A 16403-nucleotide genomic window follows, 5' to 3' on the forward strand; every position below is an offset into this window, starting at 1 on the left:
CTTGCGTTCCATCATGCTCAACGATCGCTTCTACAACGGCTCGCCTCCGAATCCCGCTCTGCCGATCAGCTTTCAGCGTGGCTGGCCATTGGGTCCCAGAATCTGCCGCGCGGCATGTGAAGGCTCCGTGCCGACGTCCTTAATGCTGACCTGCCCCGCTCCATAGGAGCCCGGCGAACTTCATTTCACATCTTCGCGTCGTCGTCGATCGCAACAGGCCTTGCCGCCACGGAGAGCGGCGGCGGTGACGCGCGTGTCGTCAACCAAACCACAAGGAGTAAATCACATGCGACTCATTATCATAGGCGCCGGCTTCGCCGGCATGTACGCCGCACTTTCCGCCGCCCGCCTGCGCGACATCCAGGGCGTTTCGCCCGAGGAGCTCGAGATCGCGCTGGTCGCGCCGGAGCCGACGCTGGTGATCCGCCCGCGGCTCTATGAACAGAAGCCGGAAACCCTGACGGCGTCTCTCCTCGATGTCCTCAAGGCCGTCGATGTCGACTACGTGCAAGGCAGCGCCGAGACGATCGACGCCAAGGCCCGCGTGGTGCAGATCGCGACTGCCAAGGGCACGCGGAAGACGCTGTCCTACGACCGGCTGGTCGTCGCCACCGGCAGCCGGCTGTTCCGCCCAAACATTCCCGGCCTTGCCGAGCACGGCTTCAGCGTCGACCAGCTCGAGGACGCAGTCGCGCTCGACAAGCATTTGCAAGGCCTTGCCGATCGTCCGGCAATGAACGGGCGCGACACCGTCGTCGTTGCCGGCGGCGGTTTCACCGGCATCGAGGCAGCAACGGAGATGCCTGCGCGACTCCGCAAAATCTTCGGCAAGGACGCCACGCCGCGCGTCATCATCGTTGACCGCAACAGTGCGATCGCCCCCGATATGGGCGAAGGCCCCCGCCCCGTCATCGAGGACGCCCTGCGCAAGGTCGGTGTAGAGACCCGGCTCGGCGCCGGCGTCGCCTCGCTGGACAAATCCGGCGTGACGCTTTCCAACGGTGAACACATCGAAACCGAGACCGTGATCTGGGCGGCCGGCATGCGCGCCGCGCCATTGACCCAGCAGATCCCCGCCGAGCGCGACAATTTCGGCCGCCTGCTCGTCGACCGCGAGCTGCGCGTGCCGGGGGTCGCCGGCGTCTTCGCCACCGGCGATGCCGCGCGCGCCGCCTGCGACGATATCGGCAACTACGCGCTGATGTCGTGCCAGCATGCGACGCGCATGGGCGCCTTTGCCGGCAACAACGCCGCCGCCGAACTGCTGGGCGTGCCGACCAAGCCGTACCACCAGAAGGGCTACGTCACCTGTCTCGACCTCGGCGAAGCCGGCGCGCTGTTCACGCGCGGCTGGGACCGCAAAGTGGAGATGGTCGGCGACGTCGCCAAGAAGACCAAGCAAGAGATCAACACCGTGTGGATCTATCCACCGAAGGCCGAGCGTGCCGCCGCGCTGGCGTCGGCCGATCCGGAAAATGTGACCAAGGTGTAGACGCCTCACGCGATACGGGCCGCGCTCCGCTGGCTGCGCGGCCTGCTCAACGACACCAGTCAGCAGCCTTTACCATGAAGCAAGGAGACAAACATGAGCCTAACAAACACGAGCCTAGACAACACCTCACACCCCGGTGCACCGGGCCCCAACGAGTTGGTTCCGTCGCGCTACGCGGTGCGAGTCGGCGACATTGACGTGCTGGTGGTCAGCGATGGCGTGCTACCGCTTCCAACCGCAATGCTGGCACACAACATCGACCCGTCCGTCCGCGCGGCCTGGCTGAAAGACATGTTCCTGCCGCCGGACGCTTACGACTGGGCGCTGAACGTGGTCGTGGTGCGAAGCGGCAGCCAAACCATACTCGTCGATGCTGGGCTTGGGCTCGACCCGGACTTGCACTTGCCGCGGGCCGGGCAGTTGATCAAGCGACTGGAGGCCGCCGGCATCGATCTTGCGTCCGTGACCGACGTGGTGCTGACCCACATGCACATGGACCACATTGGCGGGCTGCTCGTCGACGGGGTCAAGGACCAGCTGCGTCCGGACCTGCGGATCCACGTGGCGGCCGCCGAGGTCAAGTTCTGGGAGGCGCCCGATTTCTCCCACGTCTCCATGCCACCCGGATTCCCGGACGCGCTTCGATCGACAGCCAAGCGGTTCGTGAAAGAGTACCGCAGCCAGCTGCGGCCGTTCGAGGAGGAGTACGAGGTGGCGCCGGGGGTGGTCGTTACTCGCACCGGCGGCCACACCCCCGGACACAGCGTGGTCCGCGTGGCGTCCGGCGGCGACCGGCTGACGTTCGCCGGAGACCTCGTGTTCGCGGTCGGGTTCGAACACCCCGAATGGTACAACGGCTTCGAACACGACCCCGAGGAGTCGGCCCGCGTTCGTATCAGTCTTTTGCGGGAACTGGCTGAGACCGGTGGGCTGCTGGTGGCCACTCACCTGCCGTTCCCGTCCGTCGGTCATGTGGCCGTCGACGGCGACGCCTTTCGTTGGGTGCCGGTCTTCTGGGACTACTGACCGCTGGCCGAACCAGGGCGCGCAGTAAGCGCTTCATCCGATACGGGCCGCGTTTGCAGCGCCGAAGCGCGGCCCGCTCACCCAAAAATCCTTTAGGAGTTCGACCTCGATGAAACACGAGACCCTGCGGGCCTCGCCGCTCAACGGCTACGCCTTCTGCGTGATGACCCGAGTACGACCTGAGTATCCGCGCAAATATGCTTCTGGCTTCGCAAACCAAACCGCTCCGCACGGCGATCGCGCTTCGAAGCCGCGCGACGGGAGGGTGTGATGAAGGTCGTTGTCTTTGGTGCAACGGGGTCGACAGGACGGCTCGTCGTTGAGTCCGCCTTGTCCGCGGGTCACGTCGTCACTGCCTTCGTCCGTGACCCAAAGCGCATGCCCTTGACGCATCCGAATCTTAGAATCGTCAAGGGCGATGCAATGGATCCAGCCTCGGTGGCATCTGCGGTCCAAGGGGCGGATGCGATCATCTGCACGTTGGGGGCGGTACCTCAGGCGAAAGGAGATCGGGGTCGACGCCAGCCTGGCGTCCCGGTTTGCTCGGTGGGAACCAAGAACATTCTGGCCGCTATGCCTCCAGGCCGGGGCCGCCTCATCGTTGAGAGTTCGGTGAGTGTCGGTGAGAGCTACCACACCGGGAGTTTCGGCGCAGGCTTCCTAGTCAAACTCGCACTCAAGGAGGTGATGGCAGACAAGGAGAAGCAGGAGGCAGCTGTTCGGGAGAGTGACTGCGATTGGACGATCGTTCGACCGGCAACGCTGACATTCAAGCGTGCTCGCGGAAACCTGAAGACCGGGACCGATCTGCGCTGGCACATCACCTCAACAGCCGCCCGCGCGGACGTCGCCGAGTACATGGTCAAGATCCTCGATGACCCCGCGACATACAAGAAGGCCATCACGGTGCGCAACTAGGTTTGCGCTCACCCCAAAACCCCTTTTGGAGCTCGACCTCGATGAAACACGAGACTGTGCGCGCGAGCGCGTTCGCCATGCCGCTGACAAACCCGGCCTTTCCCGCCGGCCCCTATCGATTCGTCAACCGCGAATACTTCATCATTCAGTACCGGACCGATCTCGAAGCGTTACGCCGCATCGTGCCGGAGCCGCTGGCGATCACCGAGCCGGTGGTGAACTACGAATTCATCCGCATGCCTGACTCCACCGGTTTCGGCGACTACACCGAAAGCGGCCAGGTCATTCCGGTGTCCTATCAGGGCGAGCGCGGCAGCTTCGTCCATCAGATGTTTCTCAACGATCATCCGCCCATCGCCGGGGGGCGCGAGCTGTGGGGCTTTCCCAAGAAGCTGGCGCAGCCGAAGCTGGCAGTCGAGACCGACACGCTGGTGGGCACCTTGAATTACGGTTCGGTCCGGATTGCGACCGGCACCATGGGCTACAAGCACCGCGCGCTCGACAGCGTCGCCGAAGCCAGGAAGCTCGCCGCCCCCAACTTCCTGCTCAAGATCATTCCGCATGTCGACGGCACGCCGCGCATTTGCGAGCTGGTGCGCTTCCATCTCGAAGACATCACCGTGAAGGGCGCCTGGACCGGACCGGCCGCTTTGGATCTCTTCTCCCACGCCCTGGCCCCCGTCGCCGAACTGCCGGTCCTTCAAGTGCTGTCGGCGAAGCACGTTGTTGCCGACCTGACGCTCGGGCTTGGCACGGTGGTCCACGACTATCTGGCCCCGAACGTGGCGGTGCTGCGGCGCGGCTCGGGATCCGAAATCCTGATCGAAGCGAATGCCGGCTGATCGGATCAGTCGCAATGCAAGGAGTATTGGCAATGCTGAATGTAATACGCGAGCAGACTGGTCCGGTGCCACAGCCGCAGCCGCACAACAAGACGCTGCCTTATGATGTCGTCGCGCTGGTGCTGCAAGGCGGCGGCGCGCTTGGCGCCTACCAGGCGGGCGTCTATGAGGGCCTGCACGAGGCCGGCATCCGGCCAAACTGGCTGGCCGGCATCTCGATCGGCGCGCTCAACGCCGCCATCATCGCGGGTTCGCCTGAAAACGAGCGCGTCGCGCGGCTCCGCGAATTCTGGGAGACCATCTGCGCCTTTTCGATCGAGTGGCCCGCCGGCGAAGGGCTGGCCAATGCCCTGCCCTTTGCGTTCGATATCAACTCCGTGCGCAACGCGATGGCGGCGACGAGGGCCCTGGTCCAGGGCCAGCCCGGCTTCTTCAAGCCGCGCTTCCCGTCGCCGATCTGGTCGCCATTCTCGGGCGACGCCGCGACCAGCTTCTACGACACGGCGCCACTGCTCCAGACCCTGGAACGGCTCGTCGACTTCGACCGGTTGAACTCGGGCGAAGTGCGCGTCAGCGTCGGTGCGGTCAATGTCCGCACCGGTAACTTGACCTATTTCGACACCGCCGAGCGCCGGCTGGGGCCGAAACATTTTGTGGCTTCCGGCGCGCTGCCACCGGGATTCCCCGCCGTCGAAATTGAAGGCGAACACTATTGGGATGGCGGCGTGGTTTCGAACACGCCCCTCTCCCGCGTACTGTCCGGCGAGCCCGCTGACACGCTGACATTCCAGATCGATCTCTGGTCGGCCAGGGGCCGCGTGCCCTACGACATGATGGACGTCTCGAGCCGGCAGAAGGACATCCAGTATTCAAGCCGCACACGCGCCGTTACCGACCAGGTGCTGAAAATGCAAAAGATGCGCCAGGCTTTGCAGCGGACGATGGAGGAGCTGCCGGCGAGCGCCAAGGCGAAGCCGGAAATCCGCGCCATTGCGGATATGGCCCGCCACCGCTCCTACAACATCGTTCACCTGATCTATCAGACCAAGCTCCATGAGGGCCATTCGAGGGACTACGAGTTTGGATTGAGCGCGATGCGGGCACATTGGCAGAGCGGGCTCGAGGACATCCGCCGCACGCTGGCCGATCCGCGGCGCCTGGATCCGCCGCCCCAAGAGCTCGGAATCGTCACCCACGATGTCCATCGCCGCGATTGAGCGCGCGACGGACTTCATTTCTCAGGCATCGAAAGGAATTCCCATGTTGAAGGGTAAGGTAGCGATCGTCACCGGATCGACCAGCGGCATCGGCCTCGGGATCGCAAAGGAGCTGGCGAAGGCCGGCGCCGATCTGGTGTTGAACGGTTTTGGCGACGCGGGCGAGATCGAACGGATCCGCAGCGGGATTGAACGCGACCATGGCGTGCGCGTCGTCTACGACGGCGCCGACATGTCAAAGGGCGACGCGGTGCGCGAGTTGATTGCCAGGACAATCGAGAAATTCGGCCGCCTCGATATCCTCGTCAACAATGCCGGCATCCAGTTCACCGCGCCGGTGGATGAATTCCCGGCTGCCAAGTGGGATGCAATTCTGGCAATCAACCTGTCGGCTGCGTTCCACGGCATTGCTGCAGCAGTGCCGCAGATGAAGAAGCAGCGCTGGGGACGGATCGTCAACATCGCCTCCGCGCACGGCCTCGTTGCTTCGACGCACAAGGCGGCCTACGTCGCAGCCAAGCACGGGATGGTCGGCCTGACCAAGGTGGTCGGGCTGGAGACGGCCGGGAGCGGCGTCACCTGCAATGCGGTCTGCCCCGGCTGGGTGCGAACGCCGCTGGTGGAAAGGCAGATCAGCGACATCGCAGCAGAGCGCGGTATCAGCCAGGAGCTGTTGTCCGAGAAGCAACCGTCTCTTGATTTTGCCTCGCCGGAGCAGCTTGGCGGCACCGTCGCATTCCTGTGCTCCGGCGCGGCAGACCAGATTACTGGCACCGCAATCTCCGTCGACGGCGGCTGGACCGCACGCTAGCCAGGGGGAGAGCATCATGTCGCTGGACAAGACAAAGAAGGCTGGCCTGCTGCTGTGCCTCGGCGCAGTCGCGGTCGTGGCTACCGGATGGGTCTGGGTCCGATCGGGCGGCGAGACGACCGACAACGCCTATATCCGCGGCGACGTGACCTCGCTCGCGCCAAAAGTTGCGGGCTACGTCACGGCCGTCGAGGTTGAGGACAATCAGACCGTCCGGGCGGGCGACGTCCTGTTCCGGATCGATGACCGCGACTATCGCGCGCGGCTTGCACAGGCAGAGGCCAATGTCGAATCCGCCCAGGCCCGTCTCACCAATGTCGATGCCGATATCCAGCTTCAGCATGCCCTGGTTCGGCAGGCCGAAGCGCAGAGACGTTCGACCGTGGCCGAGAGGAATCTGGCAACGAAAGCCTCCGATCGCCGCCGCGAGTTGATCCGCACCAACGCCGTCAGCCAAGCCGCAGTCGACGAAAGCGACGCGGCGCTGGCGAGGGCCGAAGCGGGCGTGTCGGCAGCATCGGCAACGGTGGAGGCTCAGCAGCAACGTATCGCGGTGCTTGCCACCCAGCGCGAGGCTGCCGTCGCAGCCCTGGCACAGGCGAAGGCGGCACGCGATCTCGCCCAGATCGATCTTGACCACACCGTGGTACATGCGCCGGTCAACGGCGTGATCGGCAACCGCCAGGTGCGTCTCGGCCGGCTTGTCGCGCCGGGCGCCTCCCTGCTCGATATCGTTCCGGTCAGCGACGTATGGGTGGTCGCGAATTTCAAGGAAACCCAGATCGAACATATCCGGCCCGGTCAGCGCGCCCGCATCACGGTCGACGGCTATCCGAATACGACGTTTGAAGGCGTGGTGGACAGCTTTGCGCCCGGCAGCGGGTCTGCCTTCAGCCTGCTTCCCGTCGACAATGCGACAGGAAACTTCATTCGCGTCGTTCAGCGTGTCCCGGTGAAGATCCGGTTTGCCGGCCATCCATTGCAAGGCCGTCTCGTGCCCGGCCTCTCCGCGCGTGTCGAGATCGATCGAGGACGGGGCTCATGAGCACGACCATTGCCGTCACGCCCGTCTACGACAGAGCTGCGGCTGGGCCCCTTCTGGTCGCGGGCATTGTGCTTGCAACGTTGACGGAGGCGATCGCGAGCACTGTACTGTCGCTTGGACGCAGCGATATCATCGGCGACACCCACGCGACCCCTGATGAGTTCGCTTGGCTGGATATTGGATACACGGCGTTGAAGCTCATCGGGTTTATGGTCGCGCCCTGGCTGATGAGCCGTGTCAATCCGCACCGCCTGATCATCTGCGCAACCCTGATCATGGGCACGGCGTGCGGCATTGCCGCCGTCACGTATCGCTTGGACCTCCTGATCGCACTCCGCGTGATACAAGGCTTCTCCGGCGCCGCCCTGCTCGTCGGAGGCCAGACAATCATCTTTCTCGCCTATCCGCGATCTCACCAACCAATCCTTCAAGCCCTGTTTGCGATGGGGTCGGTGGTCGCTCCCGGGACGATCGCCCCTGCTCTCCAGGGATGGCTGGTCGACAGCCAATCCTGGACATGGATTTTCTTCAGCGTCGTTCCGCTCGCGGTGGCGGCCACCGGACTGCTGTTGATCGCGGACGGACCGAGGCCGGTTGCGACCGTACGCCGTCCGTTTGACTGGATCGGTTTCTCACTCATCTCCGTCACCCTTTTGTGCTTCACCTATGTCTTGAGCCAGGGCAGCCGATGGAACTGGTTCGATGAATCGCGCATCCTGTGGCTGACAGCGATCGGCGCAGCCGCTCTGCTGGCATTTCTCGGCCAACAAGTAATGGCCAAAGGCCGGGGCCTGCTCGATTTCACCTTGTTCCGGTCGGAAGATTTTTGCTTCGCCTTTATCGTCAGTTTCGTCGCCGGCGCAGCCTTGTTCGGAAGCGCGTTCCTGATCCCCTCGTTCGCCGTGTCCGTTCTCGCGTTCAGGCCCACCGATGCCGGCCTGCTCCTGTTGCCAAGCGGCGCACTTTTCGTCGGTTCGCTCCTCATCGCCGCCTTCCTCATGCAGGTCCGCCGTCTTCCTCCGGTCGCCACCGTGCCCCTTGGAATCCTGATGATCATGGTGGCGATGTGGATGCTGTCCGGCTCAACCAGCGAAAGCGGCGCTGATGACATGATGGCGGCCGTCTTGTTGCGTGGCTTTGGCCTTGGTTTTCTGTTTCTTTCGATCAATCTGATCGCTTTCAGCAATCTCAACGACCGCAACCGCGCGTCGGGTATAGGTCTGTTCAATGCCGGTCGCCAGCTCGGTGGTCTCATGGGAGTCGCCGGGCTCCAGAGGCTGATCGACCAAGACGTCGCCGGCAATGTTGCAGTACTCGGCGCCAGCGTCACATCAGGCGCTCCTGCGGTCGGCGAACGGCTGACGACGATGACAGCTATGCTCGCGGCAAGGGGAATGGACGCCGTGGCCGCCGGCCGCGCTGCCGCGAGCCTGCTGGGCCGGGCCGTCACAGCTCAATCTACCGTGATCGCCTTCGACACGGCATTCAATGCCGTCGCCCTGCTGTTTGTATTCGCCGCGCCGGTGCTGGTCACCATCAAGATCGGATTCCACCGCTACGCGAAAATGCACGCTGCGCGTCACCCAGAACCGAGGAGCCGACATGAGACATCCCGCGCCGAATCCCGCTCGACCCGACGATGCTCAAACGAGGGCAGACATGCGCACCTCAGATCCCGCCGGCGATCAGCCGAATGTCGCTGCGCAGCGAGGCAACGGTCAGGGGGAAGCACTGAAGGCGTTGCTGGCTGGCAAACAACCGTCGGCAGCCTGGAGGCAGGCAGTCGAATATTCAGGGCCAGATCCCCGGTGACGATCTGCTTGCCGTCGATATGGCGAAGAGCGCTGGCTCAAACCGCAACGGCGTTCCCGGCCTGACCGCCATGGCGGTGCGGTTCTCCGAGCAGGAGGACGCGATCCGTCGAGACTGCGGCATGCATGGCGGCCTGGGCGCTTACGAAACGCAGCCAACGCTGATCGCGGTAGGACGTGGCTTCGAGGCCGGTGCGTCCATTACGAGAACGAGCCGCATCATCGACATCGCTCCCACGGCGCTGGCGCATCTCGATCTTCCGTTGGAAGAGGTCGATGGAACTGCACTGCAGAAGTGGCCGTAGCCCAGTTTCAAGACGCATTTGGAAGAAACACTGAAAACGACCTCTAGCGACAGCCTCCGGTGCGTTAAAGGTCGGCAAGTCCATCTGGATCGCATTCGACCAGCCGTGGAGAACACGGAGTAGTCGGCCATGGGCGCTCGACGGGCTGCGATCAGGTTGTTAAGCCCGCCTCCGCTAAGGAGACTTTGAGTCGGGACATGACCGTTGCGATCGAGATGGGACACACAACGGCAGGCGCCCCGGCTAACCTCGACCTGGAGGAACTGCTGGCGACCCGCCTGCTGGTGCAGGGCAATTCGGGCTCCGGCAAATCCCATCTGCTGCGCCGGCTGCTGGAACAGAGTGCGCCCTGGGTGCAACAGACCATCCTGGACCCCGAAGGCGACTTCGTGACGCTGGCCGACCGTTTCGGCCACCTCCTGATTGATGCCGAGGACCATACCGAGCGGGGCCTGGAGGTCGCCGGCGAGCGAGCGCGCATCCATCGCGTCTCCACGGTGCTCAATCTTGAGGGGCTCGACGCCGAGAACCAGATGCGGCGCGCCGCCGCCTTCCTCAGCGGGCTTTTCGAGGTCGCCCGCGACCACTGGTACCCGATGCTGGTGGTGGTTGATGAGGCGCAGCTGTTCGCACCGGCAGTCGCCGGCGAGGTTTCGGACGAGGCACGCAAGCTCTCGCTCGGTGCTATGACGAACCTGATGTGCCGTGGCCGCAAACGCGGGCTTGCGGGGGTCATCGCTACCCAGCGACTGGCGAAGCTCGCCAAGAACGTCGCGGCCGAGGCATCCAATTTCCTCATGGGCCGAACATTCCTCGATATCGACATGGCGCGCGCCGCCGACCTTCTGGGCATGGAGCGGCGACAGGCCGAGGCCTTCCGGGATCTGGAGCGCGGGCAATTCATGGCGCTGGGACCGGCCCTCTCCCGCCGTCCGCTGGGCCTGCGCATTGGTCCGACGGACACCACGCCGCGCAACGCGACCCCGCGCCTGATGCCTCTGCCGGAAGCGACGCCGGACGCACGCGCCATCATCCTGGCAGCGCCGCCGCCCGAAAATAATCGGCCCCAGCGCCGATCGCCGCCAGACCTCCTCGGCCAGCTCATGGCGGCAAAAACCGCGGCGCTGGAGATCCGTCCCGAAGCGGTGGAGCAGCCACTCAGCGCTGAGGAACTGGCGGAGCGGCGTGAGCGGGTCGACCGTATTCTGCGCGCCATCATGGCGGAACCCGACGCGGGATTCCGTGCCATCGGCGTGCTCTATCAGGAGTTCGTGGTCCGCTGCCGGATAGAGGGCCTCGGTTCGGCCGTGCCGGACCTCGGTGACTTCCGTCGCATGTTGACGCGCGCCCGCGCCGGGCTCGGCTCCGATATGACTGAGGATGACGGGTGGCAGGATGTCTCCGTCCGCGCCTCACTTCTGCCGGAGGATATGCAGGGCGTCTTCATGATGATTGCCCGCGCCGCGAAGGAAGGTTGGCCCTGCCCGGGCGATGCAGCGATTGCCCGCGCCTACGGCTCACATTCGTTGCGCCGTGCGCGGCGTCTCTTGACCTACATCGAGGAGCAGGGCCTCATCGTTTGCCAGCTCGACGGCGCCGGTCGGCGGATCGTGACGCTCGTCGAACTGGCCTGGGCGACGGCCCCGGGCGATCCCAATGCCGAGGAACTGCCGGCGGAGCAAGGCTGCAGCAGTTCGGCTCCCTAATGCGACGGCAACTTTGATGGCGCCCGTGTCGCTCCGCCGTATATGATTCGCGGAAGGTTCCCTTGAAGTGTCCGCGCACTTGTCGCCGACCGCTTTTTGCATATCTCCGTTCAGAGGAGTTCTTAGCTTGAGCGTTGCCTTCACCAAGGAAGACAGTGCCGAAACGGCGTCGGAGACTTTGCTCCCCGACCGCCCGGTCTCGCCTCATCCGAACCTTGTCACGGAAGCAGGCTTGAAGGCTCTGGAATTTCAGCTCCACCAGGCTCGCGAGGCATACGAGACCGCGCAGAAGATCGAAGACGTGAATGAACGACGGCGGCAAGCAGCAATTCCGTTGCGTGATGCGCGCTACTTTGCGGCGAGAGTTCGTACGGCTCAGGTCATCCCCAATCCGACGTCGACTGACACTGTCGCCTTTGGCAGCACGGTGACCTTCAGGCGAGACGACGGGCGTGTGCAGAAATATCGTATTGTGGGAGAGGACGAAGCGGACCCCAAGGCCGGTTCTATTTCCTTCGTATCACCGGTGGCGAGGCTTCTGATGGGCAAGGCTGTTGGGGATGAAGTCGGCGCATCCGGCCAAACGCTTGAGATTATTTCGATCTCGTAGCACGTCCCGCATCGGGGCCCAGTTGGAGGGGTCCAAATCAAGCTATGCGCGCCGATACATCGGCCTTCCAAAAAAGGTGCGCGTTGCTGCAAACTGCGCACCGTATTTCCGATTCGGAGACGTCTTGAGGAGCCATGAACGAGACTCTGATATCCGCCTGCACGATGTTTCTCGTTCCAGCAACGCTTTTGTTCGGCGCCTTGGGCGTCGCAAACTCGTCCTTTCTGAAGGTATTGGTCTGCTTGCTTGGCGCGGCCACGACGGGATTATGGCTTTACCGCGTATGGTGGTGGACAAATCTGTCCTTGATGGATCGCAGAACGGCTCTTGGTCTCGCGGGCATGTATGCTTTTGCTTGGCTGATAACATTCCTAGTGCAGTTGAAGAATATAGCCTCGTCGCGATGACCGATTCCACTTCGCTGGATTGGCCAAGGCATTGAAATGGCGGGCGCACGGCCTGACTACTCCAGGCGCTCACAAATTGTTTTGTAAATATTCGAACACATAGTCGGCGTCGTTGCTCGAACTGAAATTGACCTCGTAGTCGATCGAGCCATCCTTGAGCACAACGGTACGCTGCGGTCCAAAACTACACGTCAGGCTTTTGATCTTCTGTTTGACGGCTTCCTTGCCGGCCTGGGAGTCACAGACGCGCCGCATGGCCTCGAGAGCTGCGCCGCAGTAGCCGTAGGCGCTGTAGATCTTCCGCTCCTCCGGCGCCGGCGGCTTCAACCAGTCAAACTTTGCTGTGAGACTGTTGCCGCACCGCTCGTTGGTGGTGGCGACCTCTCCCGCGAGATACTTCTCTTGGTCTGCGAAATACTCCCTGTCCTTGAGCGATTGCGCAAACGCGATCGAGGAGAGGATCGAGAGCGCGGCGAGGGCGAGACCGACGTGGATATTCATAGCGGACAACTCCGAATTGGATGTTCATGCACACATCCCGTGCGGGCACGGCGTCCGGCCATTGACGGACCCAGGGATAGACGGACAGCGGCGGTGATTTTCCTGCGTCATCACGGCACCTGCAGCGGTGAATCTTGATTGAACCATTTTGAATAATGCGCCGCATTCAATATGAGTGTCGGCCGCAAAAACTCCGCATTTACTTCTCACTTCTCCCTGCGCTCGTCGGCAATACCGCATCCCGCGTATTGTCGTGATGCTGTGAGGTCCACCATGTCCGGACGTTTCCGAATGATATTCGGCGCCGCCCTCACCTTGATCGTCGGCCATGGTGCCCTCGCAGCGGAGAACGGCCCGCGGCTTCGCATCGGCCATTACAGCACCGGCAGCGGATTGATGGGCTTTGTGATCGACCGGATGGGGACGCCGATCAAGCTGCGCTTCGACGGCTCCGACGAAATCCTGGCCTTGACCGCCGAGCAGGCTCCATACAATTCGATAACGCTCAAGCGCGATGACGGCGTCTCGGTTCTTCGGATCTATGAAACGGGCCGCATACTCGTATTCAGCGACAAATTGTCGGGCGGTGCGGCTGACGCGTATCGTGACCAGGAAGCCGAACCGCTCGTCGTCAAGAAGGCGACGAAGGAGCAGGCCGAGAACGAGGCTGAGTCCATAGGGCGCAAGCTCAGGGGCGCGGGCGCCCCGGCGCTCGCGATCTCGCTCGACGCGCCGCGCCTTTCCGCTGACTCCGCCGCATGGTCCGCCATGGCGGACGCCATCGCGGTCACCGGAATTACTCTGGCGGAGATGCTCACCTCACCGATCGCACGCGAGGTCATCGCGGCGAAACTGCGGCGCGTCGTCATCCGCGACGCCGACCGGGTCGACGTCAGGCTGGCGGACGACGCCCTGATCGTAGAGGTCAAAGCAATGGAGGCGGTTACAGGCCGGCCGTCCTCGGCGCGCCTCAAGTCTGCGATCGGCGACCTCCTGTAGCTGGATCGATACCCGAGCCACAAATTTACAGCAGCCGGCGCGGAGAAAAATCGTCGCCGGTCCGTCTCTCTATCTTGATGTGGTGGCGACGGCCGCAGGCCGTCTTGAAATATCACCGCAATATGGTGCGCTATCTTATCAAGAAAGAGAGGAATCCAATGTCGGGTCTGATTACTGGGCTGGTTTTGCTCGCGCTCGGCGCCCTTGCGGCCGCTTCGAGCATCGTCGCGAGGCGTCCGGACGCGAAGGCGTATATCGAAATGATGATACCTTACCAGGGATGGTTCGGATTCATCACTTGCCTATGGGGTGTCTGGATCATTATCAGCGCGATCATCAACCTGAATTGGTTCGGCTACGTGCCGGTGTGGTGGCTGACCTACCTCGCGACCGGCGTGCTAATTGCCTCGCTCGGCCTGCTACTCGGCTATGCCTTGCTGACGAAGTACATCCTCAACCGCAGCGCTGAAGCGGTGCAGCGCGGCGAGCAGATTCGCGCCATTATTGTGCCCTATCAGACCGTGCTCGGCTATGCCGCGATCGTCCTCGGCCTATGGACGATCGTTGCAACGTTTCTCTACCGTATCGTCTAGAGCGTGATCCGGAAGAAGCCTGCCCCCGCACTTTGTTGCAGGTAGACACCGGTTTTCCCTCGCAGCAAACGCGGACCGCGTTTGCGCGAAGCTCATGCTCAAAGAATAGGCAAGAGCGCGATGAGGGCTTGAACTCATCGTGCTCTGGCAGGTCTCTGAAAGTTATTTCAAACGTGAACATAACGACCCCCCGTGGCGAAAGAACCCAAATCGGATCAGAGTTGGCGATAATGGCGCTCAAACGCCGAACCGTGGCAGGCAGCGGAGACAGCGGCTCCATCAGCTCGCCATAGCATCGACGAAAGCATTCATGTCGAAAAAACACTTGTGCCTGGCAATTCTCGCGCTGAGCGTCGCGATAAGTTTCGCCGCAACCGCACGCGCGGAGAAGCGCGTTGCCCTGCTGGTCGGCAATAACGCTTATGAGAACATTCCGCGGCTGCAGACCGCCGTCAACGACGCGCGCGCGGTCGGCACCGCACTGCGCAAGCTCGGCTTCTCGGTGATTTCCGTAGAAAACCAGTCGCGCCGTGCCATGAGCGAGGCCATGCTCGCCTTCGACAAGGCGATCGAGCCTGGTGACACTGCGCTGTTCTTCTTCGCTGGACACGGCTTCGAGATCCAGGGCCAGAACTACCTACTGCCGACGGACATCCCGGAAGTTCGCGAGGGACAGGAAGAGCTAATCCGCGATTCCGCAATTCCAGCCGGCCGGATCATCGACCGGCTGCAGGGGCGCGGCGCCCGCACCGTGGTGCTCGTGCTCGACGCTTGCCGTAACAATCCGTTCGAGCGGCCGGGCGGACGCGGGCTCAAGGGCAGCGGCGGTCTCGCAGCGATGACGCCTGCGGAAGGCGTGTTCATCATGTTCTCCGCTGGCGCCAAGCAAACCGCGCTCGACCGGCTGTCCAGCACCGAGCGCGCCTCAAACTCCGTATTCACACGAAACCTCATACGCCGGCTCGGGGAGCCGGACCTGACGCTGGTGCAGATTGCCAAGCGCCTGCAAATCGAGGTGCGGCAGCTGGCGGCGAGCGTCGGTCGCGACCAAACGCCGGCCTACTACGACCAGGTCGTTGGCGAGATCGTGCTCAACTCAAGCGGACGCCCCACGCCTGCCGACCCCCCGCCACCACAAACCGCAGCCCTGCTCTCCGACGTCGACAAGCGTGTCACCGAGGCCGTGCCGGCTCCCCCGGCCGATCCTCTGACCGCCGAACTCGACGCGCTGGCGGCCGCGAAAAGCTGGAGCGAGCTCCGCGGCCACCTGACAACGGTGAGGCCGACGGCGCGCGACGCACACTGGGCTTCGTTGGCCGAACAAGCTGCGATCGGCGAATTATCTCCGCTTGCAACGTCGCCGCATCCATTTCACGATCGGCTTGCGGCGCTCGAGCACTATGCCACGACCTTTCCGATCCTGAACGACAACGCGAAATTCCTGGCCCTGCGCACGTCGATCGGCCTGTCCGCGTTCGGCGACTGCCTTGAGCAGGCTTACGGGACGATACTCGTCGATTGCCGTCGGCGACTGGAGAGCTTCGTGCGCACAACGCCCAAGAACGCCGGTACGGTGCGCGTCGACCTCGCGCGTGACGCTGCCCGTCTCGTCGGACGCAAGCTCAACCGATCCGCCGCTGCGCCGTTTTTCGCCATCGCGATCGAAGCACCGCCCGAAGCGAACGTGGCGGTCTGTACGGATCCAGATCTGACGGACGCCGTCATTGCCGCGCTCGGCCGGCCTCCCGACTGGGATGAGGCCAAGGCAGCGGGGGCGCTCACGGAAGCCTGCTGGAACACACTCGGCACCGCAGTCGTGGCGCAAGTCGCGCGCGAGACCGGCGACAGCTATTACCTTGGCAATGCTTGCCCGATACTACTGCAGCGCGACGCCTTGACAGGACTGCGCGCGGCCCGCTGCCGGGAAATTAAATCGCGATAGGCGAGATAGTCGCACCAGTCGCGACCATGACGCGGCCAGAATATCTTCCCTGGCACGCCCTGCTTTCGAGACCGTCCTCGGAAGCAGCCGTCTTATATGAGCGCGACGGGTTCAGGATGAATCGTCATCGCGCTCTGGCTTGTTGCCTGAGCGTGAATCTCCGCGCAACCGCGGTTCT

The 16403-nt window shown here is 63.2% G+C and carries 16 protein-coding genes; 15 read left to right on the forward strand and 1 reads right to left on the reverse strand.

Annotated features, from left to right (window positions below; genetic code table 11):
• The first annotated feature begins 286 nt into the window (after positions 1–286).
• The 12 genes from AC0QUY_RS03335 to greA all read left to right on the forward strand — a co-directional run bounded on the left by AC0QUY_RS03335 (position 287) and on the right by greA (position 11783).
• Complete coding sequence (locus tag AC0QUY_RS03335; protein ID WP_475385747.1) at positions 287–1492, forward strand: NAD(P)/FAD-dependent oxidoreductase; 1206 nt, start codon at positions 287–289, stop codon at positions 1490–1492.
• Positions 1493–1585: 93 nt separating this feature from the next.
• Positions 1586–2518 (forward strand): MBL fold metallo-hydrolase, encoded by a 933-nt coding sequence (locus AC0QUY_RS03340; protein ID WP_161856129.1) that lies wholly within the window; start codon positions 1586–1588, stop codon positions 2516–2518.
• A gap of 109 nt (positions 2519–2627) precedes the next feature.
• Complete coding sequence (locus AC0QUY_RS03345; protein ID WP_475385748.1) at positions 2628–2789, forward strand: hypothetical protein; 162 nt, start codon at positions 2628–2630, stop codon at positions 2787–2789.
• Positions 2789–3436 carry an NAD(P)-dependent oxidoreductase gene (locus tag AC0QUY_RS03350; RefSeq protein ID WP_475385749.1) on the forward strand — a complete coding sequence of 216 codons (648 nt, stop codon included), beginning with the start codon at positions 2789–2791 and terminating at the stop codon, positions 3434–3436. Before AC0QUY_RS03345 ends, AC0QUY_RS03350 begins: the two co-directional genes overlap by 1 nt.
• Positions 3437–3477: 41 nt before the next feature.
• Complete coding sequence (locus AC0QUY_RS03355; protein WP_475385750.1) at positions 3478–4278, forward strand: acetoacetate decarboxylase; 801 nt, start codon at positions 3478–3480, stop codon at positions 4276–4278.
• A 32-nt stretch (positions 4279–4310) separates the two neighbouring features.
• On the forward strand, positions 4311–5495 hold the full coding sequence (locus AC0QUY_RS03360) for a DUF3734 domain-containing protein (RefSeq protein ID WP_475385751.1): 1185 nt from the start codon (positions 4311–4313) through the stop codon (positions 5493–5495).
• Between the two features lie 43 nt (positions 5496–5538).
• Entirely contained in the window at positions 5539–6306 is a 768-nt protein-coding gene (locus AC0QUY_RS03365; RefSeq protein ID WP_475385752.1) for a 3-hydroxybutyrate dehydrogenase, read from the forward strand.
• Positions 6307–6322: 16 nt separating this feature from the next.
• Positions 6323–7351, forward strand: a complete 1029-nt coding sequence (locus AC0QUY_RS03370) for an HlyD family secretion protein (protein ID WP_475385753.1) — start codon at positions 6323–6325, stop codon at positions 7349–7351.
• Positions 7348–9228 carry a DHA2 family efflux MFS transporter permease subunit gene (locus AC0QUY_RS03375; RefSeq protein ID WP_475385754.1) on the forward strand — a complete coding sequence of 627 codons (1881 nt, stop codon included), beginning with the start codon at positions 7348–7350 and terminating at the stop codon, positions 9226–9228. The genes AC0QUY_RS03370 and AC0QUY_RS03375 overlap by 4 nt, the downstream gene beginning before the upstream one ends.
• A complete protein-coding gene (locus AC0QUY_RS03380) occupies positions 9183–9467 on the forward strand; it encodes a hypothetical protein (RefSeq protein WP_475385755.1) in 285 nt (94 codons plus the stop codon). The genes AC0QUY_RS03375 and AC0QUY_RS03380 overlap by 46 nt, the downstream gene beginning before the upstream one ends.
• 197 nt (positions 9468–9664) lie before the next feature.
• Complete coding sequence (locus AC0QUY_RS03385) at positions 9665–11173, forward strand: helicase HerA domain-containing protein (protein WP_475385756.1); 1509 nt, start codon at positions 9665–9667, stop codon at positions 11171–11173.
• 127 nt (positions 11174–11300) lie between these two features.
• On the forward strand, positions 11301–11783 hold the full coding sequence (gene greA, locus AC0QUY_RS03390) for a transcription elongation factor GreA (RefSeq protein WP_475385757.1): 483 nt from the start codon (positions 11301–11303) through the stop codon (positions 11781–11783).
• A gap of 476 nt (positions 11784–12259) precedes the next feature.
• Here the strand turns inward: greA and AC0QUY_RS03395 are convergent, their stop codons facing one another.
• Positions 12260–12691 (reverse strand): hypothetical protein, encoded by a 432-nt coding sequence (locus AC0QUY_RS03395; RefSeq protein WP_475385758.1) that lies wholly within the window; start codon positions 12689–12691, stop codon positions 12260–12262.
• Positions 12692–12982: 291 nt separating this feature from the next.
• Between AC0QUY_RS03395 and AC0QUY_RS03400 the strand changes: the two genes are divergently transcribed.
• The 3 genes from AC0QUY_RS03400 (at position 12983) to AC0QUY_RS03410 (ending at position 16225) form a co-directional block, all read left to right on the forward strand.
• A complete protein-coding gene (locus AC0QUY_RS03400; RefSeq protein ID WP_475385805.1) occupies positions 12983–13690 on the forward strand; it encodes a DUF4908 domain-containing protein in 708 nt (235 codons plus the stop codon).
• A gap of 158 nt (positions 13691–13848) precedes the next feature.
• A complete protein-coding gene (locus AC0QUY_RS03405; protein ID WP_475385759.1) occupies positions 13849–14283 on the forward strand; it encodes a hypothetical protein in 435 nt (144 codons plus the stop codon).
• 139 nt (positions 14284–14422) lie between these two features.
• Positions 14423–16225, forward strand: coding sequence for a caspase family protein (locus AC0QUY_RS03410; RefSeq protein ID WP_475385760.1), 1803 nt, complete (start codon positions 14423–14425; stop codon positions 16223–16225).
• The last annotated feature ends 178 nt before the right edge of the window (positions 16226–16403 follow it).

It is taken from the genome of Bradyrhizobium sp. WYCCWR15520 (genome assembly GCF_056174665.1).

Bases quoted from the DNA above. Each gene is read 5' to 3' on its own strand.
- AC0QUY_RS03335 (WP_475385747.1), top strand. From the start codon at position 287: ATGCGACTCATTATCATAGGCGCCGGCTTCGCCGGCATGTACGCCGCA.
- AC0QUY_RS03340 (WP_161856129.1), top strand. From the start codon at position 1,586: ATGAGCCTAACAAACACGAGCCTAGACAACACCTCACACCCCGGTGCA.
- AC0QUY_RS03345 (WP_475385748.1), top strand. From the start codon at position 2,628: ATGAAACACGAGACCCTGCGGGCCTCGCCGCTCAACGGCTACGCCTTC.
- AC0QUY_RS03350 (WP_475385749.1), top strand. From the start codon at position 2,789: ATGAAGGTCGTTGTCTTTGGTGCAACGGGGTCGACAGGACGGCTCGTC.
- AC0QUY_RS03355 (WP_475385750.1), top strand. From the start codon at position 3,478: ATGAAACACGAGACTGTGCGCGCGAGCGCGTTCGCCATGCCGCTGACA.
- AC0QUY_RS03360 (WP_475385751.1), top strand. From the start codon at position 4,311: ATGCTGAATGTAATACGCGAGCAGACTGGTCCGGTGCCACAGCCGCAG.
- AC0QUY_RS03365 (WP_475385752.1), top strand. From the start codon at position 5,539: ATGTTGAAGGGTAAGGTAGCGATCGTCACCGGATCGACCAGCGGCATC.
- AC0QUY_RS03370 (WP_475385753.1), top strand. From the start codon at position 6,323: ATGTCGCTGGACAAGACAAAGAAGGCTGGCCTGCTGCTGTGCCTCGGC.
- AC0QUY_RS03375 (WP_475385754.1), top strand. From the start codon at position 7,348: ATGAGCACGACCATTGCCGTCACGCCCGTCTACGACAGAGCTGCGGCT.
- AC0QUY_RS03380 (WP_475385755.1), top strand. From the start codon at position 9,183: ATGGCGAAGAGCGCTGGCTCAAACCGCAACGGCGTTCCCGGCCTGACC.
- AC0QUY_RS03385 (WP_475385756.1), top strand. From the start codon at position 9,665: ATGACCGTTGCGATCGAGATGGGACACACAACGGCAGGCGCCCCGGCT.
- AC0QUY_RS03395 (WP_475385758.1), bottom strand. From the start codon at position 12,691: ATGAATATCCACGTCGGTCTCGCCCTCGCCGCGCTCTCGATCCTCTCC.
- AC0QUY_RS03400 (WP_475385805.1), top strand. From the start codon at position 12,983: ATGATATTCGGCGCCGCCCTCACCTTGATCGTCGGCCATGGTGCCCTC.
- AC0QUY_RS03405 (WP_475385759.1), top strand. From the start codon at position 13,849: ATGTCGGGTCTGATTACTGGGCTGGTTTTGCTCGCGCTCGGCGCCCTT.